General features: G+C 65.6%; 19 protein-coding genes. 3 read left to right on the top strand and 16 right to left on the bottom strand.

Annotated elements, in window-relative coordinates:
- Window positions 1-11 precede the first annotated feature (11 nt).
- Window positions 12-452 carry a hypothetical protein gene (locus H0X91_RS15670; RefSeq protein WP_034200760.1) on the top strand — a complete coding sequence of 147 codons (441 nt, stop codon included), beginning with the start codon at window positions 12-14 and terminating at the stop codon, window positions 450-452.
- 106 nt (window positions 453-558) lie between these two features.
- Here H0X91_RS15670 and ppx read toward each other — a convergent pair whose 3' ends face one another.
- Entirely contained in the window at window positions 559-2,073 is a 1,515-nt protein-coding gene (gene ppx / locus H0X91_RS15665) for an exopolyphosphatase (RefSeq protein WP_006490522.1), read from the bottom strand.
- A gap of 279 nt (window positions 2,074-2,352) precedes the next feature.
- On the opposite strand from ppx, the gene ppk1 reads away from it, so the two are divergent.
- Window positions 2,353-4,416, top strand: coding sequence for a polyphosphate kinase 1 (gene ppk1 / locus H0X91_RS15660; protein WP_006490552.1), 2,064 nt, complete (start codon window positions 2,353-2,355; stop codon window positions 4,414-4,416).
- 87 nt (window positions 4,417-4,503) lie between these two features.
- On the opposite strand, the gene phoR is transcribed toward ppk1, so the two are convergent.
- From phoR to H0X91_RS15605, 11 genes are all read right to left on the bottom strand, one after another.
- Window positions 4,504-5,823 carry a phosphate regulon sensor histidine kinase PhoR gene (phoR, locus tag H0X91_RS15655; protein ID WP_006490622.1) on the bottom strand — a complete coding sequence of 440 codons (1,320 nt, stop codon included), beginning with the start codon at window positions 5,821-5,823 and terminating at the stop codon, window positions 4,504-4,506.
- Window positions 5,824-5,880: 57 nt separating this feature from the next.
- Window positions 5,881-6,582 (bottom strand): phosphate regulon transcriptional regulator PhoB, encoded by a 702-nt coding sequence (gene phoB / locus H0X91_RS15650; RefSeq protein WP_006750313.1) that lies wholly within the window; start codon window positions 6,580-6,582, stop codon window positions 5,881-5,883.
- A 31-nt stretch (window positions 6,583-6,613) separates the two neighbouring features.
- On the bottom strand, window positions 6,614-7,318 hold the full coding sequence (phoU, locus tag H0X91_RS15645) for a phosphate signaling complex protein PhoU (RefSeq protein ID WP_006490618.1): 705 nt from the start codon (window positions 7,316-7,318) through the stop codon (window positions 6,614-6,616).
- Between the two features lie 18 nt (window positions 7,319-7,336).
- Window positions 7,337-8,185: a phosphate ABC transporter ATP-binding protein PstB gene (pstB, locus tag H0X91_RS15640; protein WP_006490515.1), complete on the bottom strand. Its 849-nt coding sequence runs from the start codon at window positions 8,183-8,185 to the stop codon at window positions 7,337-7,339.
- Between the two features lie 15 nt (window positions 8,186-8,200).
- Entirely contained in the window at window positions 8,201-9,094 is an 894-nt protein-coding gene (gene pstA / locus H0X91_RS15635) for a phosphate ABC transporter permease PstA (RefSeq protein ID WP_034178403.1), read from the bottom strand.
- Window positions 9,091-10,077, bottom strand: coding sequence for a phosphate ABC transporter permease PstC (gene pstC, locus H0X91_RS15630; RefSeq protein WP_006490596.1), 987 nt, complete (start codon window positions 10,075-10,077; stop codon window positions 9,091-9,093). The genes pstA and pstC overlap by 4 nt, the downstream gene beginning before the upstream one ends.
- Window positions 10,078-10,171: 94 nt before the next feature.
- Window positions 10,172-11,206: a phosphate ABC transporter substrate-binding protein PstS gene (gene pstS, locus H0X91_RS15625; protein ID WP_006490565.1), complete on the bottom strand. Its 1,035-nt coding sequence runs from the start codon at window positions 11,204-11,206 to the stop codon at window positions 10,172-10,174.
- 441 nt (window positions 11,207-11,647) lie between these two features.
- Complete coding sequence (gene glmM, locus H0X91_RS15620; RefSeq protein ID WP_006497611.1) at window positions 11,648-13,003, bottom strand: phosphoglucosamine mutase; 1,356 nt, start codon at window positions 13,001-13,003, stop codon at window positions 11,648-11,650.
- Between the two features lie 27 nt (window positions 13,004-13,030).
- On the bottom strand, window positions 13,031-13,924 hold the full coding sequence (gene folP / locus H0X91_RS15615) for a dihydropteroate synthase (RefSeq protein ID WP_162838534.1): 894 nt from the start codon (window positions 13,922-13,924) through the stop codon (window positions 13,031-13,033).
- A gap of 76 nt (window positions 13,925-14,000) precedes the next feature.
- The gene (ftsH, locus tag H0X91_RS15610; RefSeq protein ID WP_006490511.1) at window positions 14,001-15,899 is read right to left on the bottom strand and encodes an ATP-dependent zinc metalloprotease FtsH; all 1,899 of its coding nucleotides are present in this window, start codon (window positions 15,897-15,899) and stop codon (window positions 14,001-14,003) included.
- Window positions 15,900-16,065: 166 nt separating this feature from the next.
- Window positions 16,066-16,728 (bottom strand): RlmE family RNA methyltransferase, encoded by a 663-nt coding sequence (locus tag H0X91_RS15605; protein WP_006497613.1) that lies wholly within the window; start codon window positions 16,726-16,728, stop codon window positions 16,066-16,068.
- Window positions 16,729-16,921: 193 nt separating this feature from the next.
- Here H0X91_RS15605 and H0X91_RS15600 point away from each other — a divergent pair, with 193 nt between their 5' ends.
- The gene (locus H0X91_RS15600; protein ID WP_058901318.1) at window positions 16,922-17,449 is read left to right on the top strand and encodes a YhbY family RNA-binding protein; all 528 of its coding nucleotides are present in this window, start codon (window positions 16,922-16,924) and stop codon (window positions 17,447-17,449) included.
- Window positions 17,450-17,517: 68 nt separating this feature from the next.
- Here H0X91_RS15600 and H0X91_RS15595 read toward each other — a convergent pair whose 3' ends face one another.
- The 4 genes from H0X91_RS15595 to leuE all read right to left on the bottom strand — a co-directional run bounded on the left by H0X91_RS15595 (window position 17,518) and on the right by leuE (window position 22,549).
- A complete protein-coding gene (locus H0X91_RS15595; protein WP_006497614.1) occupies window positions 17,518-17,976 on the bottom strand; it encodes a DUF4149 domain-containing protein in 459 nt (152 codons plus the stop codon).
- A gap of 14 nt (window positions 17,977-17,990) precedes the next feature.
- Entirely contained in the window at window positions 17,991-18,467 is a 477-nt protein-coding gene (greA, locus tag H0X91_RS15590) for a transcription elongation factor GreA (protein ID WP_006476345.1), read from the bottom strand.
- Between the two features lie 118 nt (window positions 18,468-18,585).
- A complete protein-coding gene (carB, locus tag H0X91_RS15585) occupies window positions 18,586-21,840 on the bottom strand; it encodes a carbamoyl-phosphate synthase large subunit (protein WP_006490587.1) in 3,255 nt (1,084 codons plus the stop codon).
- Between the two features lie 49 nt (window positions 21,841-21,889).
- Window positions 21,890-22,549: a leucine efflux protein LeuE gene (leuE, locus tag H0X91_RS15580; RefSeq protein ID WP_006490589.1), complete on the bottom strand. Its 660-nt coding sequence runs from the start codon at window positions 22,547-22,549 to the stop codon at window positions 21,890-21,892.
- Window positions 22,550-22,564 lie beyond the last annotated feature (15 nt).

Raw genomic sequence — 22,564 nt, 5'->3', positions numbered from 1 at the left:
GGCAACCGCGCATGAAAAACAACGTTCTCAAGCCAGCCCTCTGCGCGTCGCTGCTCATGCTCGCGACCACCGCCGCCGGCACCGCGTCGGCGAAAGCGCTCGACGACGCGCTCGACTGCCATTCGACCGGCCACAAGTTCGTCGCACCGTTGCTCGCCGCCGGCGACATCCAGTCGGAGCCGATGCACGTCGAATCGAACTCGGTCAATGCGTTCCGCACGAACCACCCGCTGACGGCCTACGGCTTCGGCGTCTATGTCGTGCTCGGCTACCAGGCGAACGACCCGATCTTCCGTCCGGGCGACGGCACGCCGATCGGCGACTGGGCCTACGGCGTCGTCGTACGCGGCACGAAGGGCTCGGTCGAGGAAGCCGTGCGCAAGGCCGGCAGCGACGCCACCGTCAAGCAGGCATTCCCGTTCCTGACCGCGATCGTCTGCTCGTCGGACTGAGCGGGCCGCCAGCACGAGCGTGCGGCCGCGCCGAACGGATGGCGCAGCATACCGCCCACCCGGCTCGTGGCATCCCGAAACACCTTCCGGGCCCGCTATCGCCCCGTCACGCGCCGGTATACACCACGCGATACGGGATACCGACCTTCTCCCACTCCGCCGCCTCCTGGCTGAGGCTGTAGTCGGTCAACGGGTTCTGCTCGACCCACGCGTTCGGCAGGCGCACCTCATAACCGCCCTTCTTCATCTGCGAGACGGAAATATCGGGGAGCCCCGCATCGGTCCGGCGCCGGCACAGCAGCGCCGCGAGCCGCAGGCAGAACAGCAGCGGCCACTCGACCTCACGCGACTGCGACAGCTTGCCGAGCTTGCCCGCATGGCCGAGCACGAGCGCGGCGAGCCGGGCCTGGTCGGTGCGCGAAAAACCCGGCATGTCCGCATTGCTCGCGATATAGGCCGAATGCTTGTGATACGCGCTGTGCGAGATCGACAGGCCGATCTCGTGCAACGCAGCCGCCCAGCCGAGGAACATCCGCCCTTCCTCGCGCGCTTCCTCGTCGTCTTCCTCGAGCTCGTCGTAGAAACGCGCCGCGAGCGCCCCGATCCGCTCGGCCTGCGCGCGATCGACGCCGTAGCGGCGCGTGAAACCCTCGACGGTCACCGCACGCATGTCCTCGTGCTGCGTCCGGCCGAGCAGGTCGTACAGCACGCCGAGGCGCAGCGCGCCGTCGGTCGTGTCGACGTAGTCGACGCCGAGTTCCTCGAACACCGCCAGCATGATCGCTAGGCCACCCGCGAGCACCGGCACGCGGTCGGGCTTCAGCGCGATCAGCTTCAGCCGGTTGACGTTCTCCGACTTGATCAGCGCGCGCTTCAGCCGCTCGAGCCCGCCGCGCGAAATGCCGTGCGTGATGCCCGGATCGTTGAAGCCGTTCGCCTCGACGAGTTCCGCGAGCGCGCGCGCGGTGCCGGACGAGCCGATCGCCTGGTCCCAGCCGGCCTTCTTGTACTCGCTCGAAATAATCTGGATCTCGCGCTTGGCCGCGAGTTCGGCCTGCCGCATCGTGTACTCGTCGACGTTGCCGGCCGGGAAGAACGTGCGGCTATGGCTCACGCAGCCGATATAGAGGCTCTCCATCACGATCGGCGTGTAGTGCGAGCCGATGATGAATTCGGTCGAGCCGCCGCCGATGTCGACGACGAGCCGCTTGCCGGCGCTCGCCGGCACCGAGTGCGCGGCGCCCGCATAGATGAGGCGCGCCTCTTCGCGGCCCGCGATCACTTCGATCGGGAACCCGAGCGCCGCCTCGGCCTCGCCGAGAAATTCCGCGGCGTTCTTCGCGACACGCAGCGTGTTGGTCGCCACCGCGCGCACATGATCGGGATGAAAATCGCGCAGGCGCTCGCCGAACCGCTTGAGCGCCTCCCAGCCACGCTCCTGCGACGCGCGGTCGAGCATCTTGTCGCTCGACAGGCCCGCGGCCAGCCGGACCGGCTCGCGCAGCGCGTCGACCGGATAGATCTGGCTGCCTGCCGGCGTTTCCTCGACGCGCCCGACGATCAGCCGGAAGCTGTTCGAGCCGAGATCCACGGCAGCCAGCAAGTGGGGAGTTGTAACCATCAGAAGGGGGCTCCGTGCGCGTTCTTCCGCGGCAGCCGTTCCGGCAACCGAGGGCGATCAATCAAAGGCGACATTTTAAGCGTGGAACGCTTGCCGTTGCCACGCTTCACGGGCATGCACACTGCTCGATTCCATATAGCCGAAACATTTATGCGACGAAAGGGTTACGGCGTAGAATTTCCCGATATAAAACCATTATTGTCATCAGCACGTCATCGTACCGTGAGAGTTTCCGAGCGTCCTTTCGAATCATCGCCTGAATTACCCCCTACTCTGCCGATGTCCGTCCGTTACCCGCTTCTCAATCGTGAACTCGGCATCCTCGGTTTCAACGAGCGCGTGCTGGCCCAGGCGGCCGATCCGCAAGTCCCGTTGCTCGAGCGCCTGCGCTTCATCTGCATCACCAGCAGCAACCTCGACGAATTCTTCGAAGTCCGGATGGCCGGCCTGCAGGAGCAGATCCGCGACAACCCCGGCGCGCTGACGCCCGACGGCATGTCGTTACAGCACGCTTACGATCTCGTCGTCGAACGCGCGCAGCGGCTCGTCCATCGACAGTACACGATGCTGCACGAAACCGTGCTGCCCGCGCTCGAACAGGAAGGCATCTACTTCCACGCGAGCGACACGTGGAACGACGAGCAGCTCGAATGGGCGCGACACTACTTCCTCGACGAGCTGCTGCCCGTGCTGACGCCGATCGGCCTCGATCCGGCGCACCCGTTCCCGCGCGTGCTGAACAAGAGCCTGAACTTCGTCGTCGAGCTCGAAGGCCGCGACGCGTTCGGCCGCCAGGCCGTGATGGGCATCGTGCAGGCGCCGCGCGCGCTGCCGCGCGTGGTGCGCATGCCGCACGCGCTGTCGGGTTTCGAGCACGGCTTCGTGCTGCTGAGCTCGTTCATGCAGCGCTTCGTCGGCGAACTGTTCCCGCAACTCGTCGTGAAGAGCTGCAACCAGTTCCGCATCACGCGCAACAGCGAGCTGTTCGTCGACGAAGACGAAATCACCAACCTGCGTGTCGCGCTGCAGGGCGAGCTGCCCGCGCGCCACCTCGGCAACGCGGTACGCCTCGAAGTATCGGCGGACACGCCGCTGCACATCGTGCGACGCCTGCTCGAGGAAAGCGAACTCGGCGACAAGGACTGCTATCGCGTGGCCGGGTCCGTGAACCTCGTGCGCCTGATGCAGATTCCCGATCTCGTCGATCGACCCGACCTGAAGTTCACGCCGTTCACCGCGTCGACTCCCGCGGCAATCGCCAACGCGCCGACGATGTTCGATGCGATCGACGCCGGCGACCTCCTGCTGCACCACCCGTACGAGAGCTTCCAGCCGGTGCTCGAGCTGCTGCAGCAGGCCGCGAAGGATCCGAGCGTCGTCGCGATCAAGCAGACGATCTACCGCACCGGCACCGACTCGCCGCTGATGGACGCGCTGATGGAAGCCGCGCGCAACGGCAAGGAAGTGACCGTCGTCGTCGAGCTGCTCGCGCGCTTCGACGAGGAAACCAACATCAACTGGGCGTCGCAGCTCGAAGCCGTCGGCGCGCATGTCGTGTACGGCGTGGTCGGCCACAAGTGCCACGCGAAGATGATGCTGATCGTGCGGCGCGTCGTGCAGGCCGGCAAGGCATCGCTGCGCCGCTACGTGCACCTCGGCACCGGCAACTACCATCCGCGCACCGCGCGCCTCTACACCGACTTCGGGCTGATGACGGCTGACCAGAAGATCTGCGAGGACGTTCATCACGTGTTCCAGCAACTGACCGGCATCGGCGGCGAACTGACGCTGCACGAGCTGTGGCAGTCGCCGTTCACGCTGCATCCGCGCATCATCGATTCGATTCGCGCGGAGATCGACAACGCGCAGGCCGGCAAGCGCGCGCGCATCGTCGCGAAAATGAACGCGCTGCTCGAGCCATCGGTGATCGCTGCGTTGTACGAAGCGTCGCAGGCCGGCGTCAAGGTCGACCTGATCGTGCGCGGCGTCTGCGCGCTGAAGCCCGGCGTGCCGGGGCTGTCGGAAAACATCACGGTGCGCTCGATCGTCGGCCGCTTCCTCGAACACCACCGGATCTACTATTTCCACGCAGGCGGCGCCGAGGACGTCTACCTGTCGAGTGCCGACTGGATGGACCGCAACCTGTTCCGCCGCGTCGAAGTCGCGTTCCCGATCCGCGATCGCAAGCTCAAGCGGCGCGTGATCGCCGAGGGGCTGTCGGTGTGCCTCGGCGACAACCAGTCGGCATGGCAGATGCACAGCGACGGCCACTATCGCCGGCGCCGCGCGGGCAAGACGATTCGCAACGCGCAACTCGGGCTGCTCGCGAAGTTCTGTTCGTGAGCCGTCGGTGCGATGCGGGCGACGTACCGCATCGCCATGAAAAAAGCAGCCCGCGGGCTGCTTTTTTAACGCCGGAACGCGACGCGATCATGCTTCGTAGGCGGCCGGCCGGATCGCGATGATGCGCGAGCCCGGGAACCGCGCGGTGAACGTACTGCCGCGCCCTTCCTCGCTCTGCACGTACAGATGCGCATCGTGCCGCTGCAGCACGTGCTTGACGATCGCGAGGCCGAGGCCCGTGCCGCCCGTGTCGCGCGAACGGCTGCGATCGACGCGGTAGAAGCGTTCGGTGAGCCGCGGCAGGTCGGCGGCCGGAATCCCGAAGCCGCTGTCCGTGACGGAAAACACGCCCTGCGCGCCCTCGCGCCGCCACGACACGACGATCTTGCCGCCGTCCGGCGTATAGCGGATCGCGTTCGTGACGAGATTCGCGAACGCGCTGAACAATTCCGTCTGCGCACCGGTGACACCGAGCGTCTCGTCGATCGAGAACGCGATGTCGTGATGCCCGCTCGACAGCGTCTGCGCATCCTCCTTCAGATGGTCGAACACCGCACGCATGTCGATCGCGTGATCGACCGGCGGCTTGCTCTCGCCTTCCAGCTTCGCGAGCACCAGCAGGTCGGTCACGATGTGCCGCATCCGCGACGCCTGCTGCTCCATCATGTCGAGATAGCGCGCGCGGTCCTCCTCGTTCAGCGGCAGCTCGCGCATCGTCTCCAGGAAGCCCGACAGCACGGTGAGCGGCGTCTTCAGCTCGTGCGACACATTCGCGACGAAGTCACGCCGCATCGCGTCGGTACGCTCGAGCTCGGTGATGTCCTGCGTGAGCAGCAGCTTGCGGTTCTCGCCGTACGGAAACACCTGCACGGCCAGCACGTTCTGCCGCGAGTCGCCCATGCCGCGCATCAACAGCGTCTCGTCGTAATGCTGCGCGTTCAGGTAGCGGACGAAATCGGGATGGCGCACCAGGTTCGTGATGTGCTGGCGCAGGTCGCGCTTCGCATCGAGGCCGAAATGGACTTCGGCGATCGCGTTGCACCACTCGATCTGGTCGTGGTCGTCGAGCATCGCGACGCCGTTCGGCGACGCCTGGATCGCCTGGATGAAGCGCGAATGCTGCTGTTCGACCTGCCGCACCTGCGCATGCCACTGTTTCGCGAGCTTGTGCAGCCGGTAGTAGATCTCGCCCCAGATGCCCGGCGCGCTCGGCACTTCGCCGTAGACCGGCGCATCGAGCAGGCGCCACAGACGCTGCGTATGGAAGGTGCTGAAAAAGCCCTGCGCGACCAGCATCACGACCACGAACACGAGGCCCGCGGTCGGGCCGGCGAAGACGCCGACCAATACGCCGATCAGCACGAGCAGCACGAGCGACACCAGGAAGCGCGCCCAGATGATGTTCATGATTCAGCGTCCGAAAGAAGGAACGGCATGCCGCGGCACACGGCATGCCCGGATACGTTACGCGTGCTTGGCGAGGCGGTAGCCGCTGCCGCGCACGGTTTCGATCATCGCATCGCAGCCGGCCGGTTTCAAGGCCGCGCGCAATCGTTTGATGTGCACGTCGACGGTACGCTCCTCGACGAACACGTGGTCGCCCCACACCTGGTCGAGCAGTTGCGTGCGGCTGTGCACGCGCTCCGGATGCGTCATGAAGAAATGCAGCAGGCGGAACTCGGTCGGGCCGAGATCGAGCTTGATCTCGCTGCCGTCGCCGTGCGCGGCGACGCGATGCGTGGCCGGGTCGAGGCGCAGCCCGTTGATCGACACGACGTCCTCGGTCAGCTGCGGCGCGCGGCGGCGCAGCACGGCCTTGATCCGCGCCATCAGTTCCTTCGGCGAGAACGGCTTCGTCACGTAGTCGTCCGCACCGATTTCGAGGCCGAGCACCTTGTCCTGCTCGTCGCCGCGGGCGGTGAGCATGATGATCGGGATGTGTTTGGTCCGTTCGTTGTTGCGCAGGTCGCGCGCGAACGCGATGCCGGACTTGCCCGGCAGCATCCAGTCGAGCAGCACGAGATCGGGCAGCACGTCGCTGATCAGGTTCTGCGCCTGTTCGGCGTTGTACGCACGGATCGGGCAGTGACCGGCGTGCTGGAGATTCACCGAGATCAGTTCGGAAATCGCGGGCTCATCTTCAACGACGAGAATGTTGCTGGGCATCGGCACCTCTGTTCTTCCTGTACGGAGTCGATTAACTGTTGGCTTCGCGATCGAGCGTGTCGCGCGGCTGGTGCCGCACGTCGGTGCCCTTCACGATGTAGATGATGAATTCGGCGATGTTCTTCGCGTGGTCGCCGATCCGTTCGATCGCCTTCGCGATGAACAGGTATTCGAGGCCGACCGAGATCGTGCGCGGGTCTTCCTGCATGTACGACACGAGCTTGCGCACGAACGCGCGGAATTCCTGGTCGATTTCCTTGTCGTCCTTGACGATCTGCGCGGCGGCCACCGTATCGAGGCGCGCGAACGCATCGAGCGCGCGGCGCAGGATCGTCACGGCCATCTCGCCCGACACCTTGATCTCGGCGATGTTGACCGCGCGCGCGGCCGGCTCGTCGATCAGGCGGCGCACGCGCTTCGCGATCTTCTCCGCTTCGTCGCCGGCACGCTCGAGGTTCGTAATCGTTTTCGAGATCGACATCAAAAGACGCAGGTCACGCGCGGCAGGCTGTCTCCGCGCGATGATGTTGCCGCATTCCTGGTCGATGTCCACTTCCATCGCGTTCAGCGTTTCCTCGGCCGCGATCACCTTCTCGGCGCGCTCGCGATCGAATTCGTTCAGCGCGTGCATCGCGCCGACGATCTGCGACTCCACGAGTCCGCCCATTTCCAGTACTTTCGACGACACGGCATTCAGGTCCGCGTCGAACTGGCTCGACAGATGTTTATCCGACATGACTGTTGTTCTCCGTCATCAGCCGAAGCGGCCGGTGATGTAGTCTTCCGTTTCCTTGCGCACCGGCTTGATGAAGATCTTTTCGGTTTCGCCGAACTCGATCAGCTCGCCCAGGTACATGTAGGCCGTGTAATCCGAGCAGCGTGCGGCCTGCTGCATGTTGTGCGTGACGATCACGACCGTGTAGTCGCTCTTCAGCTCCGCGATCAGCTCCTCGATGCGGCCGGTCGAGATCGGGTCGAGCGCCGAGCACGGCTCGTCGAGCAGCAGCACTTCCGGACGGATCGCGATGCCGCGCGCGATGCACAGACGCTGCTGCTGGCCGCCCGACAGCCCGTAGCCGCTCTGGCCCAGCTTGTCCTTCACTTCGTTCCACAGCGCGGCCTTCGTGAGCGCCCACTCGACGCGGTCGTCCATTTCCGAGCGCGTGAGCTTTTCGAACATCTTCACGCCGAACGCGATGTTGTCGTAGATCGACATCGGGAACGGGGTCGGCTTCTGGAACACCATGCCGATCCGTGCGCGCAGCAGCGAGATGTCGCGCTTCGTCGTCAGCAGGTTCTCGCCGTCCATCAGGATTTCGCCTTCGGCGCGCTGCTCCGGATAGAGCGCGAACATCTTGTTGAACGTGCGCAGCAGCGTCGACTTGCCGCAGCCCGACGGGCCGATGAACGCCGTCACCTTCCCTTCGGGAATGCGCAGGTTGATGTTCTTCAGCGCGTGGAACTTGTTGTAGAAGAAGTTGAGGTTGTTGACCTCGATCTTCGCGTTCAGCGGCGCGAGCGGACGGCCGTGCGCCGCGTCTTGCGTGCCGGCGGGCGCAGCGGTGCGCTCGACGGGATTCAGGTGGCTTTCTGCCATATTCATCGGATTGCTCCGCCGTTACTTTTTCGAGAAGATCGAGCGCGCCAGGACGTTCAGTCCGAGCACCCCGAGCGTAATCAGGAACACGCCCGCCCATGCGAGCGACTGCCATTCCGCGAACGGGCTCATCGCGAACTTGTAGATCGTGACCGGCAGGTTCGCCATCGGCTGACTCATGTCGACCGAGAAGAACTGGTTCGACAGCGCGGTGAACAGCAGCGGCGCCGTTTCGCCGGCGATCCGCGCGACCGCGAGCAGCACGCCCGTCACGATCCCGCCGACCGACGCGCGCAGCGTGATCTTCAGCACCATGCGCCACTTCGGCGTGCCGAGCGCGACGGCCGCTTCGCGCAGCGCGTTCGGCACGAGCTTGAGCATGTTCTCGGTCGTGCGGATCACGATCGGAATCTGCAGCAGCGCGAGCGCGATCACGCCGGCCCAGCCCGAGAAACGCCCCGACTTCGCGACGACGATCGCGTACACGAACAGGCCGATGACGATCGACGGCGCCGACAGCAGGATGTCGTTGATGAAGCGGATCGTGCTGGCGAGCAGGTTCTTCTGGCCGTATTCGGCGAGATAGACGCCCGCGAGGATGCCGATCGGCGTGCCGACCAGCGTGCCGAAGCCGCACAGCAGCAGGCTGCCGACGATCGCGTTCGCGAGACCGCCGCCTTCCGTGTTCGGGGCCGGCGTCGACTCGGTGAACAGTTGCAGCGACAGGCCGCCGACGCCGAGGTGCACGGTCGTGTAGAGAATCCACACGAGCCACAGCAGGCCGAAAGCCATCGCGCCGAGCGACGCGGTGAGCGCGATCGCGTTGACGACCTTGCGCTGGCGCTGCAGACGATTGCGCATCGCGTCGAGCACGGCGCCGTCCGGCCCCGGGAAATTCATGATGGGCTCGCTCATTTCTTGCCCTCTCCCTTCTCGAGACGAAGCAGCAGCAGTTTGGAGATGGACAGCACGATGAACGTGATCACGAACAGGATCAGGCCAAGCTCCATCAGCGCCGACGTATGCAGGCCCGGCTGCGCTTCCGCGAATTCGTTCGCGAGCGCCGACGTGATGCTGTTGCCCGGCGCGAACAGCGACACGCTGTCGAGCAGGTTCGTGTTGCCGATCACGAACGTCACGGCCATCGTTTCGCCGAGCGCGCGGCCGAGGCCGAGCATCACGCCGCCGATCACGCCGGTCTTCGTGTAGGGCAGCACGACCTTCCACATCACTTCCCAGGTCGTGCAGCCGATCCCGTATGCCGATTCCTTCAGCAGCACCGGCGTGACTTCGAACACGTCGCGCATCACCGATGCGATGTACGGGATGATCATGATCGCGAGGATCACGCCGGCCGCGAGGATGCCGATGCCGATCGGCGGGCCGGACGTCAGCGGGCCGAGCACCCACACGTCCTTGAACAGGCGGCCGAGCGGCTTCTGGAAGTATTCGGCGAAGATCGGCGCGAACACGAGCAGGCCCCACATGCCATACACGATCGACGGGATCGCGGCGAGCAGCTCGATCGCGATGCCGAGCGGACGGCGCAGCCACACGGGCGCCAGCTCGGTGAGGAACAGTGCGATGCCGAAACTGACCGGCACCGCGATGACGAGTGCAATGATCGACGTCACGATGGTGCCGTAGATCGGCACGAGTGCGCCGTACACATCCGAGTTCGGATCCCACTCGGATTGCCACAGGAAGCCGATGCCGAACTTCTGGATGGTCGGCATCGACGCAATGATCAGGGAAACGATGATCCCGCCCAGCAGCAGCAGGGTCACGATCGCGGCGAGCCGTGCGAGGCCGCCGAACAGGACATCCCCGAGACGGCTCGGCGCGCGCTGCTGCGCACTGTCGGGCGATCGGGAGGACGTGTATGAAATATCAGACATGGGTGCCTGCTTTTGATCGCCGGGCGCCGTGACGCCCGGCTTTACCGCACACACTGCCCGACCGGCACGGCCGGGCAGCGAACCGCTGGATGGCTTACTCGGCGGCGACCGGCTTGCCCGAAGCGTCCGTCACCTTCGTCTTCCACTGCTTGCGGATTTCCGTCTCGACCGTCGCCGGCAGCGAGATGTAGTCGAGGCTGTCGGCAGCCTTCTCGCCGTTCTTGAACGCCCAGCTGAAGAACTTCAGCGTTTCCGCGCCCTGCTCCGGCTTGTCCTGCTTCGCGTGCAGCAGCACGAACGTCGCACCGACGACCGGCCATGCTTCCTTGCCCGGCTGGTTCGTCAGGATCTGGTAGAACGACTTCGACCAGTTCGCGCCGGCTGCCGCGGCCTTGAACGTTTCCGTCTTCGGCTCGACCACCGTGCCCGTCGAATTCTTCAGGGCCGTGTAGGTCATGTTGTTCTTCTTCGCGTACGCCCACTCGACGTAGCCGATCGCACCCGGCAGGCGCTGCACGAAGGCCGCGACGCCGTCGTTGCCCTTGCCGCCCGTGCCCGTCGGCCAGTTGACCGTCGTGCCTTCGCCGATCTTCGACTTCCACTCGTCGTTGACCTTCGACAGGTAGTTCGTCCAGATGAAGCTCGTGCCCGAACCGTCAGCGCGGCGGACCACGGCGATGTCCGTATCCGGCAGCTTGACCTTCGGGTTCAGCGCGGCGATCGCCGGGTCGTTCCACTTCTTGATCTTGCCGAGGTAGATGTCGCCGAGCACCGGGCCCGACAGCGTCAGTTCGCCGGCCTTCACGCCCGGCACGTTGACGACCGGCACCACGCCGCCGACCACCGTCGGGAACTGGAACAGGCCTTCCTTCGCGAGCTCTTCATCCTTCAGCGGTGCGTCCGAACCGGCAAAATCGACCGTCTTCGCGACGATCTGCTTCAGGCCGCCCGACGAGCCGATGCCCTGGTAGTTGACCTTCGAACCGCCGGACTGCTGGTAGTCCGCGGCCCATTTCGTATAGATCGGCATCGCGAACGTGCTGCCTGCGCCCGTGATGTCGGCAGCGTGGGCGGCGACGGCGAAAAGCGCGCCAGCCAGGCCGGCAATCGCGGTTTGCATCAATTTCATGAGACCTCCAGTGTGTGAGCGGATGACTACGGCACCGCGAAGGTTAGGGGCTGCTCATGACGGTAATGTGACAATCGATGAAACTGGCGTGACAGTAACATGACTGGTTGAAAGGGAGTATCGGGTGGCGCGTCGGGGCGCCGCAGCGGCGCTGGCGGCAAGAATTGCCTGCCTCGGAGGGGCGGGGTGAACGCCCGTTTTCAAGGGCGTGCGCGCGCATCGTAGCGCAGGGTCGGCCGGAGGGGGAGCCCGGTCCGGCGGCAGGCGTGATTCCGGGGTCGGATGCCTGAATTGATCGGAAGAATGCGTTTGGCGAAGGACCCTTCTATTAGGTGTCGCAAACCTTTGCGTCCGACAAAACCGCGGCGCCCGAGGGCGCCGCATGCACATTCACCGAAAACGGGCGCGCAAGCGGCCGGGCCGCCGCGCGCCCTGTCCCGGTCAGGTCGTCGCCGCCCGCACCGCGTCGGCGATCGTCTCCGCATGGCGCACCGCGTCGGCCGCCTGCTGCGCCTCGACCATCACGCGCAGCACGGGCTCCGTGCCCGATGCGCGGATCAGCACGCGGCCGCTGCCGGCAAGCGCGGCTTCGGCTGCGTCGATCGCCGCGCGAATCGACGCGCTGCCCTTCCAGTCGGCGCCCGGCTTCATCCGCACGTTGATCAGCTTCTGCGGGAACAGCGTGACGCCGTCGAGCATCTGCGCGAGCGTACGGCCGCTGCGCTTCAGCGCGGCCAGCACCAGCAGCGCCGACACGATGCCGTCGCCGGTCGAATGCCGGTCGAGCGACAGGATGTGGCCCGACCCTTCCGCGCCGAGCTGCCAGCCATGCTCGCGCAACTGCTCGAGCACGTAGCGGTCGCCAACCGCCGCACGGACGAACTTCACGCCCTCGCGCTGCAGCGCGACTTCGACGGCGAGGTTGGTCATCAGCGTGCCGACCGCGCCTTCGACCTTGCCGTCGGTGACGATGCGGTCCTTCACCAGCACGTAGAGCAGCTCGTCGCCGTTGTACAGGCGGCCGGCCGCGTCGACGACCTGCAGGCGATCGGCGTCGCCGTCGAGCGCGATGCCGAGATCGGCGTGGTTCGCCCGCACCGCGCGCACCAGCGCGTCCGGCGCGGTCGCGCCGACGCCGTCGTTGATGTTGAAGCCGTTCGGCGCGACGCCGATCGGAATGACGTCCGCGCCGAGTTCGTGGAACACGTGCGGCGCGATCTGGTACGCGGCGCCGTGTGCGCAATCGATCACGAGCTTCAGTCCGCGCAGGTTGAACGCGGCCGGGAACGTGCTCTTGCAGAATTCGATGTAGCGGCCGGCTGCGTCGTCGAGGCGGCGCGCCTTGCCGAGCCCGTCGGACGCCGCGCATTCGAGCGGCTTGTCGAGCCACGCTTCGATCGCGGCTTCGGTGTCGTCCGGCAGCTTGTTGCCGTCAGCCGAGAAAAACTTAATCCCGTTGTCGTGATACGGGTTGTGCGACGCGCTGATCACGACACCGGCCGACAGGCGCAGCGCACGCGTCAGGTACGCGACGCCGGGGGTCGGCATCGGGCCGGCCAGCATCACGTCGACGCCGGCTGCCGAGAAGCCGGCCTCGAGCGCGGCTTCGAGCATGTAGCCCGACACGCGCGTGTCCTTGCCGATCAGCACGGTCGGACGCGAGCCTGCCGCGACGTCGGCCGAGCCGGCCAGTACCTTGCCGGCCGCATAACCGAGACGCAATACGAAATCCGGCGTGATGGGCGCGTCGCCCACCGTGCCGCGAATACCGTCCGTGCCGAAATATCGACGTCCCATGGGGTCCTTCCTCCTTCGTTTTCTGACTTATCGTTGCCGCGCGGCTGCGCGCACGGCGTTCCAGACTCTGAGTGCATCGACCGTCGCCGCGACATCGTGCACGCGCACGATCGCGGCGCCACGCTCGACAGCGCACAACGCGGCCGCCACGCTCGCCGCGACGCGCTCGAGCGGCGGCTTGCCGTCGATCACCGCGCCGAGCATCGACTTGCGCGACATGCCCGCGAGAATCGGGTAGGCGCGCCCGTCGGGCCGCGCGGGCGCCGTGTCCGGCAACGCGGCCAGCAGCGCATAGTTGTCGTCGACGACCGCCTTGCCGAACCCGAAGCCGGGATCGACGCAGATGCGCTCCGCCGCCACGCCGGCGTCGCGCAACGCCTGCGCGCGCGCGGCGAGAAAATCGCGCACGTCGGTCACGACGTCGCCGTAGTCGGGCTCGCCGACCTGCATCGTCTGCGGCTCGCCGAGCATGTGCATCGCGCACAGGCCGCTGTTGCCGTCGCGCACCGCGTCGATCGCGCCCGGTTGGCGGAACCCCCAGATGTCGTTGATCAGGTCCGCGCCGGCGGCCAGCGCCGCGCGCATCACGGCCGGCTTGTAGGTATCGATCGACAGCGGCACGTTCAGCGGCCGCAGCGCCTCCACGAGCGGGATCACGCGCGCGAGCTCTTCGTCGAGCGGCACGGGCGGCGCACCGGGGCGCGTCGATTCGCCGCCGATATCGAGCAGGTCGGCGCCTTCGGCAATCATCCGCTCGGCCCGGCGCAGCGCATCGTCGCGCGCGAGGAAGCGGCCGCCGTCGGAGAACGAATCGGGCGTGGCGTTGAGGATGCCCATCACGAGCGGGCGTTCGAACGTCAGTTCGAAGCGGCCGCACTGGAGCGGCGCGGGAAGGAACGGGGACACTGCGGAGTCGGACACGAGCAACGGATGTGGATGAATGCAAAACGGGCCGGTGTGAAGCCACACCAGCCCGTGAACGGCGTTAAAGCGGAGATTATGCCGCCGGCGTGGCCGGCGCCGGCGCGTTGCCGGGTTTCACCTCGGCGCTGCTGCCGCCGCCCGACGAATCGCCGCCGACAGCCGGCGAACTCTTCGGCGAGCGCGGCGGACGGCCTTCCATGATGTCGTTGATCTGATCGGCGTCGATCGTCTCCCACTCCATCAGTGCGGCCGTCATCGCTTCGACCTTGTCGCGGTTCTCTTCGAGCAGGCGGCGCGCGAGGCCGTACTGTTCGTCGAGCACGCGGCGGATTTCCGAGTCGACCTTCTGCTGCGTCGCTTCCGAGATCGTGCGCGTGAAGCCCCGGCCAAACGGCGACGCATCGTTCTCGTCGTCGACATAGACCATCGGCCCGAGCGCGTCGGTCATGCCGAACCGGGCGACCATTGCACGCGCCGTCTGCGTGGCCTTGTTGAAGTCGTCCGATGCGCCGGTGCTGACCAGGTTCATGAACAGCTCTTCGGCCACCCGGCCACCGAACAGGATCGCGAGGCGGTCCAGCAGGTAATCCTTCGAATACGTCTCGTTGTCATGCTCCGGCAACTGCCACGTGACGCCCAGCGCGCGACCGCGCGGGATGATCGTGACCTTGTGCACCGGGTCGGCCTTCGGCAGCAGCTTCGCGATCACCGCGTGGCCCGACTCGTGATAGGCGGTTGCGCGCTTCGCTTCCTCGCGGATCACGGCCGACTTGCGCTCCGGACCCATGAAGATCTTGTCCTTCGCGTCCTCGAAGTCCTGCATCTCGACGATGCGCTTGCCACGACGTGCGGCGAACAGCGCGGCCTCGTTCACGAGGTTCGCGAGATCGGCGCCCGAGAAGCCCGGCGTGCCGCGTGCGATGACTGCCGCGTCGACGTCGTTCGCGATCGGCACCTTGCGCAGGTGCACGCGCATGATTTGCTCGCGGCCGCGGATATCCGGCAGGCCGACATAGACCTGGCGGTCGAAACGGCCCGGACGCAGCAGCGCCTTGTCGAGCACGTCGGAACGGTTGGTGGCGGCGATCACGATCACGCCGGAATTCGCCTCGAAGCCGTCCATCTCGACGAGCATCTGGTTCAGCGTCTGCTCGCGCTCGTCGTTGCCGCCGCCCATGCCGGCGCCGCGATGACGGCCGACCGCGTCGATTTCGTCGATGAACACGATGCACGGCGCATGCTTCTTCGCCTGCTCGAACATGTCGCGCACACGGGCCGCGCCGACACCGACGAACATTTCGACGAAGTCCGAACCCGAGATGCTGAAGAACGGCACCTTCGCTTCACCCGCGATCGCGCGGGCAAGCAGCGTCTTGCCGGTACCCGGAGGGCCGACCAGCAGCACGCCGCGCGGAATGCGACCGCCCAGTTTCTGGAATTTCTGCGGATCGCGCAGGAAGTCGACGAGCTCGGACACTTCTTCCTTCGCTTCGTCGCAGCCCGCGACGTCGGAGAAGTTCACCGCGTTGTTGTTTTCGTCGATCAGCCGCGCACGCGATTTCCCGAACGAGAATGCGCCGCCTTTGCCGCCCCCCTGCATCTGCCTCATCATGTAGAACCAGAACACGATGATCAGGATCGTCGGCCCGAGGTAGTACAGCGCGGACATCAGCGCGTTCGGCTCGTCGTCAGCCTTGCCGCTGACCTGCACGCCGTACTTCATCAGATCGCCGACCATCCAGATGTCGCCGGGCGACACGATCTGGTATTTCTGGCCATCAGCCGGAGTGACGGTGAGGTTGCGCCCCTGAACGATGACGTTCTTGACCTTGCCGTTCTTGGCGTCGTCCATGAACTGCGAATAGGACACGCCTTCCTGGACGCGGGGCTTGTCGAACTGCTTGAACACCGTAAACAGCACCAGTGCGATCACCAGCCACACCGCTGCCTTCGAAAACATATTGTTGTTCAAAGCACCACTCCTTCACTCGTAGACGAGCGCCTACATTTTCCTTGCGGCGCCCCTCGGTCATTCTAATCCAGTCCGACCACCCCCGCCATAAGCATTGACAACCGGGGCGATAGCGCTTCGCTTGTCTGGCAAGGGCCGGAGCCCGTTTGCGGCACCGCACTCCGCATCAGCGCGGATGCTTCAGCTGCCGACCCAAAATGAACGTTTCGGACGATTTGTCGCGGGATGCCTTGGGCTTGCGCGGCGCGACAACCTTAAACTGCTGTTTGAATTTCTCGACGATCTGGCTGTAGCCGCTGCCGTGAAAGCACTTCACGAGCAGCGCACCGTCCGGCTTCAGATGGTTCTGCGCGAATTCGAGCGCCAGATCGCAGAGATGCTCGATGCGCGCCGCGTCCGCCGAGGCCACGCCAGAGAGGTTGGGGGCCATGTCGGAAATAACAAGGTCCACCGCGCGGCCTTCGAGCACTTCTTCGAGCTGGTGAAGGACCTCGTCCTCGCGGAAATCGCCCTGCAGGAAGTGGACGTCGGCGATCGGCTCCATCGGCAGGATGTCGAGCGCAACGATCGTGCCGTCGATGCCGCCTTCGCGCTCCGCGTCGCGCTTCTTGCCCTGCGCGAGCTTGTTGCGGGCATACTGGCTCCAGCTGCCCGGCGTGGCGCCGAGATCGACGATCACCTGGCCCGGACGGATCAGCTTGTCCTGCTCGTCGATTTCCTTCAGCTTGTACGCGGCGCGCGCGCGATAGCCCTCCCGCTGCGCCATTTTGACGTACGGGTCGTTGATGTGGTCGTGCAGCCAGTGCTGGTTGAAGCGGTTTTTTGCCATTCGAGAGAGAGATTGCTGCCAATTGCTTCGTGAAGCCGCGCTTTTAGCGGATAATACGCGTGTTCTTCGCGCGGCTGCGGCCCCTTTTCAGGCCCAAGCCGCGATTTTACGTGGTTTCGGCGCACGGCTGACGCGGTAACGTCCCGCGATCGCTTTTCAGCCAGCGCGCCCTTATTTAGATTTCGACATTTCCATGCCCGCCCTTTCGCTTTCTCCCGCCGAGCGCTCCGCGCTGCGCTCCCAGGCCCATGCGCTCAAGCCCGTCGTGCTGATCGGCGCCGAAGGGCTGACCGACGCCGTGCTGAAGGAAATCAAGGTGCACCTCGATGCGCACCAGCTGATCAAGATCCGCGTGTTCGGCGACGAGCGCGACACGCGCATCGCAATCTACGACGAGATCTGCGACCGCCTGAACGCGGCGCCGATTCAACACATCGGCAAGCTGCTGGTGATCTGGAAGCCCGAGGCCGTGGTTGCGGCGCCGGCCCGCGGCCGTCGTGCCGGTGCGCTGCCGAGCGCGGCAGAAGCCGCGGACGACAAGAAAGGCCGTGCACCGCGCACCGTCAAGGTCGTCAAGGTGTCGCCGAACGCGAGCCCCGTGCGCCGTCCGCGGCCGGTCAAGGTCACGGTGCGCGGCAACGAACGCGTGACGGCAGGCGGTACCGTGAAGCGCGCGAAAAAGCGCCAGGCCAGCACCAAGCGGCCGTTCCAGGACAAGTAACGCGCCGGTGCGGCACGGATTGCCGTGCCGCCCTGCCCCGTCGTTGCGCAACGCGCAGCGACGGGCGTTCAGGCGTCGCGCGCCGGCAGACGCCAGATCAGCATCAGCCCCAGCACGCTTTCGACGAGATAGAACACGCTCGAGACGCCGTGCAGCATCCCGAAGCGGCTCGCATACGGCGAATTCGCGATATCGGTGCCCGCATCCATCGCGGCCACGCGCAGCGCGTTCATGAACGGCTGCAGCGCAAAATACCCGACCAGCACGCATACGACCATCGCGGCGACGATCCAGCGCACGCGGCGATACTCGCTGCTGCCGCGCCGCACCTGCTGATTCGACAGCGCGAGCAGCAGTACGCCGCACACGACGCCGAGGATCGCCTCGATACGGAACAGCTGGGCGGCGACCGAACCGGCCGTCATCCGCTCCAGCGTCTTGAACAATACGGGCGCGACCGCATACCCGATCGTCAGCAGGCTGCCGACCCACACGGCCGACAGCAGACGGAACACGCGATGCGGCATCACGTCGCCCCGCTTCAGATGTAGCTGACCGAGATGATTTCGTACTCGCGCACGCCGCTCGGCGCCTGCACGGCCGCGACGTCGCCTTCGGACTTGCCGATCAGCGCACGCGCGATCGGCGAGCTGACCGAGATCAGGCCGTGATCGATATCGGCTTCGTCGTCGCCGACGATCTGGTACTTGACGGTGTCGCCCGACTCGAGATCCTCGAGTTCGACCGTCGCGGCGAACACCACGCGGCCATCGGCGTCGAGCACCGTGGGATCGATGATTTGCGCGGCGGACAGCTTGGATTCGAGTTCCGCGATGCGGCCCTCGATAAAGCCCTGCTTTTCCTTCGCTGCGTCGTATTCGGCGTTTTCGGACAGATCGCCCTGTGCGCGGGCCTCCGCGATCGCGTTGATCACGGCCGGCCGCTCGACGGACTTGAGGCGCTGCAATTCATCGCGCAGTTGCTCTGCGCCACGCTTTGTCAACGGAATGGTGCTCATAAACGGCTCAATCGCTAAAAACGGCTATAAAAAAAATCACCGCGATTAAGCGCGCTTCCGATGCACTGGAAACACCGCCTAATCGCGGCACGTGTTGCTTCGACAGGTAACTGACCGCTTAGTTTAGGCGAGCGTGAAGACCTTGTAAATCATAGACTTCCAGATCCTTCAGGTAGCGCAGGCCTTCGACCGCCGCGCGCGCGCCCGACATCGTCGTGTAGTACGTGACCTTGTGCGCCTGCGCGCTCATGCGGATCGAGCGCGAATCGGCGATCGCCTGGCGCGTCTCGTCGACCGTCGTGAACACGAGTGCGATCTCGCCGTTCTTGATCATGTCGACGATGTGCGGACGGCCGTCCTTCACCTTGTTCACGACCTTCACCGGCACGCCGGCCGCTTCGATCGCGGCTGCCGTCCCCTTGGTCGCGACGATCGGGTAGCCGAGGTCGTGCAGCATGCGCGCGACTTCGACGGCCTTCGGCTTGTCCGCGTCCATCACGGTCAGCAGCACCGTGCCCGACTCCGGCAGGCGCGAACCGGCCGCGAGCTGCGACTTGAACAGCGCTTCGCCGAACGTCTGGCCGACGCCCATCACCTCGCCGGTCGAGCGCATTTCGGGCCCGAGGACCGGATCGACGGTCGGGAACTTGACGAACGGGAACACAGCTTCCTTCACGCTGAAGTACGGCGGCTCGACTTCCTTCGTCACGCCCTGCTGCGCGAGCTTCTGGCCGACCATCGCGCGCGCCGCGATCTTCGCGAGCGGCAGGCTGGTCGCCTTCGACACGTACGGCACCGTGCGCGACGCGCGCGGGTTCACTTCCAGCACGTAGATGATGTCCTGCTTCGAGCCGTCCGCCTGCGGCACCTGCTGGATCGCGAACTGCACGTTCATCAGGCCGACCACGTTCAGCGCCTTCGCCATCGCGCCCGTCTGGCGCTTCAGCTCGGCCACGGTTTCCTTCGACAGCGAGTACGGCGGCAGCGAGCATGCCGAGTCGCCCGAGTGAACGCCCGCCTGCTCGATGTGCTCCATCACGCCGCCGATGAACACCGCTTCGCCGTCGCAGATGCAGTCGACGTCGCACTCGATCGCATCGTTCAGGAAGCGGTCGAGCAGCACCGGCGAATCGTTCGACACCTTCACGGCCTCGCGCATGTAGCGCTCGAGGTCGCGCGGCTCGTGGACGATTTCCATCGCGCGGCCGCCGAGCACGTACGACGGGCGCACGACCAGCGGATAGCCGATTTCGTCGGCCAGCGCGAGCGCTTCGTCTTCGGCGCGGGCGGTACGGTTCGGCGGCTGGCGCAGGCCGAGGTCCTGCAGCAGCTTCTGGAAGCGTTCGCGGTCTTCGGCCGCGTCGATCATGTCCGGCGACGTGCCGACGATCGGCACGCCGTGCGCCTCGAGGTCGAGCGCGAGCTTCAGCGGCGTCTGGCCGCCGTACTGGACGATCACGCCGACCGGCTTTTCCTTGTCGACGATCTCGAGCACGTCCTCGAGCGTCAGCGGCTCGAAGTACAGGCGGTCGGACGTGTCGTAGTCGGTCGACACCGTTTCCGGGTTGCAGTTGACCATGATCGTTTCGTAGCCGTCCTCGCGCATCGCGAGCGCCGCGTGCACGCAGCAGTAGTCGAACTCGATGCCCTGGCCGATCCGGTTCGGGCCGCCGCCCAGCACCATGATCTTCTTGTTCGTGGTCGGCTGCGCCTCGCACTCTTCCTCGTAGGTCGAGTACATGTAGGCGGTTTTCGTCGCGAACTCGGCCGCGCACGTGTCGACACGCTTGTAGACCGGGCGCACGTTCAGTTCGACGCGACGCTTGCGGACGTCTTCCGGCGTCGCGCCGAGCAGCTTCGCGAGGCGGCGGTCGGAGAAGCCGCTCTGCTTCAGGTAGCGCAGCTCGTCGAACGTCAGCGACGCGAGCGTGCGGCCCGACAGCGCCTTTTCCTTCAGGATGATCTGCTCGATCTGCTCGAGGAACCACGGGTCGATCGCGGTTTCCGCGAAGATTTCCTCGGCCGTCATGCCGATGCGGAACGCATCGCCGACGTACCAGATGCGGTCCGGGCCCGGCTCGTGGATCTCGATCGCGATCTCGTCGCGGTTGGTCGACTTCTCGTCGAGGCCGTCGACCCCGACCTCGAGGCCGCGCAGCGCCTTCTGGAACGATTCCTGGAACGTGCGGCCGATCGCCATCACTTCGCCGACCGACTTCATCTGCGTGGTCAGGCGCGAATCGGCTTCGCGGAACTTCTCGAACGCGAAACGCGGGATCTTCGTGACGACGTAGTCGATCGTCGGTTCGAACGACGCCGGCGTCTGGCCGCCGGTGATTTCGTTCTTCAGCTCGTCGAGCGTGTAGCCGACCGCCAGCTTCGCGGCGACCTTCGCGATCGGGAAGCCGGTGGCCTTCGACGCGAGCGCCGACGAACGCGACACGCGCGGGTTCATCTCGATGACGACCATGCGGCCGTCCTTCGGGTTGATCGAGAACTGCACGTTCGAGCCGCCCGTGTCGACGCCGATCTCGCGCAGCACCGCGAGCGATGCGTTACGCAGGATCTGGTATTCCTTGTCGGTGAGCGTCTGCGCCGGCGCGACCGTGATCGAGTCGCCGGTGTGCACGCCCATCGGGTCGAGGTTTTCGATCGAGCAGACGATGATGCAGTTGTCGGCGCGGTCGCGCACGACTTCCATCTCGTATTCCTTCCAGCCGAGCAGCGACTCTTCGATCAGCAGCTCGCGCGTGGGCGACAGGTCGAGACCGCGCTTGCAGATCTCCTCGAACTCTTCGCGGTTGTACGCGATGCCGCCGCCCGAGCCGCCGAGCGTGAACGACGGACGGATCACGACCGGGTAGCCGCTGCCGCCGGTGGCCGCCATGATCTCGGCGTGCACCTTGGTCGCTTCTTCCATCGAGTGCGCGATGCCCGACTTCGCGGAGCCGAGACCGATCTTGGTCATCGCGTCCTTGAACTTCTGGCGGTCTTCAGCCTTGTCGATCGCTTCCGGAGACGCGCCGATCAGTTCGACGCCGAACTTCTCGAGCACGCCGTGGTGGTGCAGGTCGAGCGCGCAGTTCAGCGCGGTCTGGCCGCCCATCGTCGGCAGGATCGCGTCCGGGCGCTCCTTCTCGATGATGCGTGCGACGACTTCCCACGTGATCGGCTCGATGTAGGTCACGTCGGCCGTGTTCGGGTCGGTCATGATCGTCGCCGGGTTGCTGTTGACGAGAACGACCTTGTAGCCCTCCTCACGCAACGCCTTGCAAGCCTGCGCGCCCGAATAGTCGAACTCGCACGCCTGGCCGATGATGATCGGGCCGGCGCCGATGATGAGGATGCTCTTGATGTCTGTGCGTTTTGGCATGGCTTGTGAATTCAATAAGTAATCGTTGTCGTGGGTCGGCCGGCGGCGCTCAGCTCATGGTCGCGAGCGCCAGCTTCACCGAGAAACCGATGAACAGGCCGCCCACGCTGCTCGCCGCGCCTGCCGCGAGCTTGCGGCGGCGGCGGAAATGCTCGGCGAGCCGCGCGCCCGCGAAGATCAGCGTGCTCAGGTACAGGAAGCTCGCGCATTGCGCGATCGCCCCGAGCACGACGAACGACAGCGCGGGATGCGGAAATGCCGGGTCGACGAACTGGATGAAGAACGAGATGAAGAACAGGATCGCCTTCGGATTCAGCAGGCTCACGATCAGCGCCTTGCGGAACGGACGTTCGCCGTCCACCGCCTGCGGCGCATCGACCGGTGCATCACCGCGCGCGCGCAGCTTGCTCCACGCGCTGCGCAGCATCCCGGTGCCGATGTACAGCAGGTACGCGGCGCCGCCGTACTTGACGACGGAGAACAGCAGCGGGTTCGCCTTCAGCAGCGACGCGACGCCCGCGGCGGACAGCACCATCAGCACCGTATCGCCGACGAACACGCCGCAGGCCGCGCGGTAGCCGGCCTTCACGCCGCGCTGCGCGGCGAGCGACAGCACGTACATCGAGTTCGGCCCCGGCAGCAGGATGATGAAGATCACGCCGAACACGTAGGTCCAGATATCCGTGATGCCGAGTGCGTGGCCGAACATGATGTGAATCTCCCG

This window comes from Burkholderia sp. 9777_1386, assembly GCF_015712265.1.
Classification (GTDB): domain Bacteria; phylum Pseudomonadota; class Gammaproteobacteria; order Burkholderiales; family Burkholderiaceae; genus Burkholderia; species Burkholderia cenocepacia.
The sequence above is the reverse complement of the archived record's forward strand: the minus strand, read 5'-3'. Positions and strand labels throughout refer to the sequence as shown.

Bases quoted from the DNA above. Each gene is read 5' to 3' on its own strand.
- H0X91_RS15670 (WP_034200760.1), top strand. From the start codon at position 12: ATGAAAAACAACGTTCTCAAGCCAGCCCTCTGCGCGTCGCTGCTCATG.
- H0X91_RS15605 (WP_006497613.1), bottom strand. From the start codon at position 16,728: ATGGCAAAAAACCGCTTCAACCAGCACTGGCTGCACGACCACATCAAC.
- phoU (WP_006490618.1), bottom strand. From the start codon at position 7,318: ATGTCGGATAAACATCTGTCGAGCCAGTTCGACGCGGACCTGAATGCC.
- carB (WP_006490587.1), bottom strand. From the start codon at position 21,840: ATGCCAAAACGCACAGACATCAAGAGCATCCTCATCATCGGCGCCGGC.
- pstB (WP_006490515.1), bottom strand. From the start codon at position 8,185: ATGAATATGGCAGAAAGCCACCTGAATCCCGTCGAGCGCACCGCTGCG.
- phoR (WP_006490622.1), bottom strand. From the start codon at position 5,823: ATGAACATCATCTGGGCGCGCTTCCTGGTGTCGCTCGTGCTGCTCGTG.
- H0X91_RS15600 (WP_058901318.1), top strand. From the start codon at position 16,922: ATGCCCGCCCTTTCGCTTTCTCCCGCCGAGCGCTCCGCGCTGCGCTCC.
- pstA (WP_034178403.1), bottom strand. From the start codon at position 9,094: ATGAGCGAGCCCATCATGAATTTCCCGGGGCCGGACGGCGCCGTGCTC.
- pstS (WP_006490565.1), bottom strand. From the start codon at position 11,206: ATGAAATTGATGCAAACCGCGATTGCCGGCCTGGCTGGCGCGCTTTTC.
- ppx (WP_006490522.1), bottom strand. From the start codon at position 2,073: ATGGTTACAACTCCCCACTTGCTGGCTGCCGTGGATCTCGGCTCGAAC.
- H0X91_RS15595 (WP_006497614.1), bottom strand. From the start codon at position 17,976: ATGCCGCATCGCGTGTTCCGTCTGCTGTCGGCCGTGTGGGTCGGCAGC.
- leuE (WP_006490589.1), bottom strand. From the start codon at position 22,549: ATGTTCGGCCACGCACTCGGCATCACGGATATCTGGACCTACGTGTTC.
- greA (WP_006476345.1), bottom strand. From the start codon at position 18,467: ATGAGCACCATTCCGTTGACAAAGCGTGGCGCAGAGCAACTGCGCGAT.
- glmM (WP_006497611.1), bottom strand. From the start codon at position 13,003: ATGGGACGTCGATATTTCGGCACGGACGGTATTCGCGGCACGGTGGGC.
- pstC (WP_006490596.1), bottom strand. From the start codon at position 10,077: ATGTCTGATATTTCATACACGTCCTCCCGATCGCCCGACAGTGCGCAG.
- ppk1 (WP_006490552.1), top strand. From the start codon at position 2,353: ATGTCCGTCCGTTACCCGCTTCTCAATCGTGAACTCGGCATCCTCGGT.
- phoB (WP_006750313.1), bottom strand. From the start codon at position 6,582: ATGCCCAGCAACATTCTCGTCGTTGAAGATGAGCCCGCGATTTCCGAA.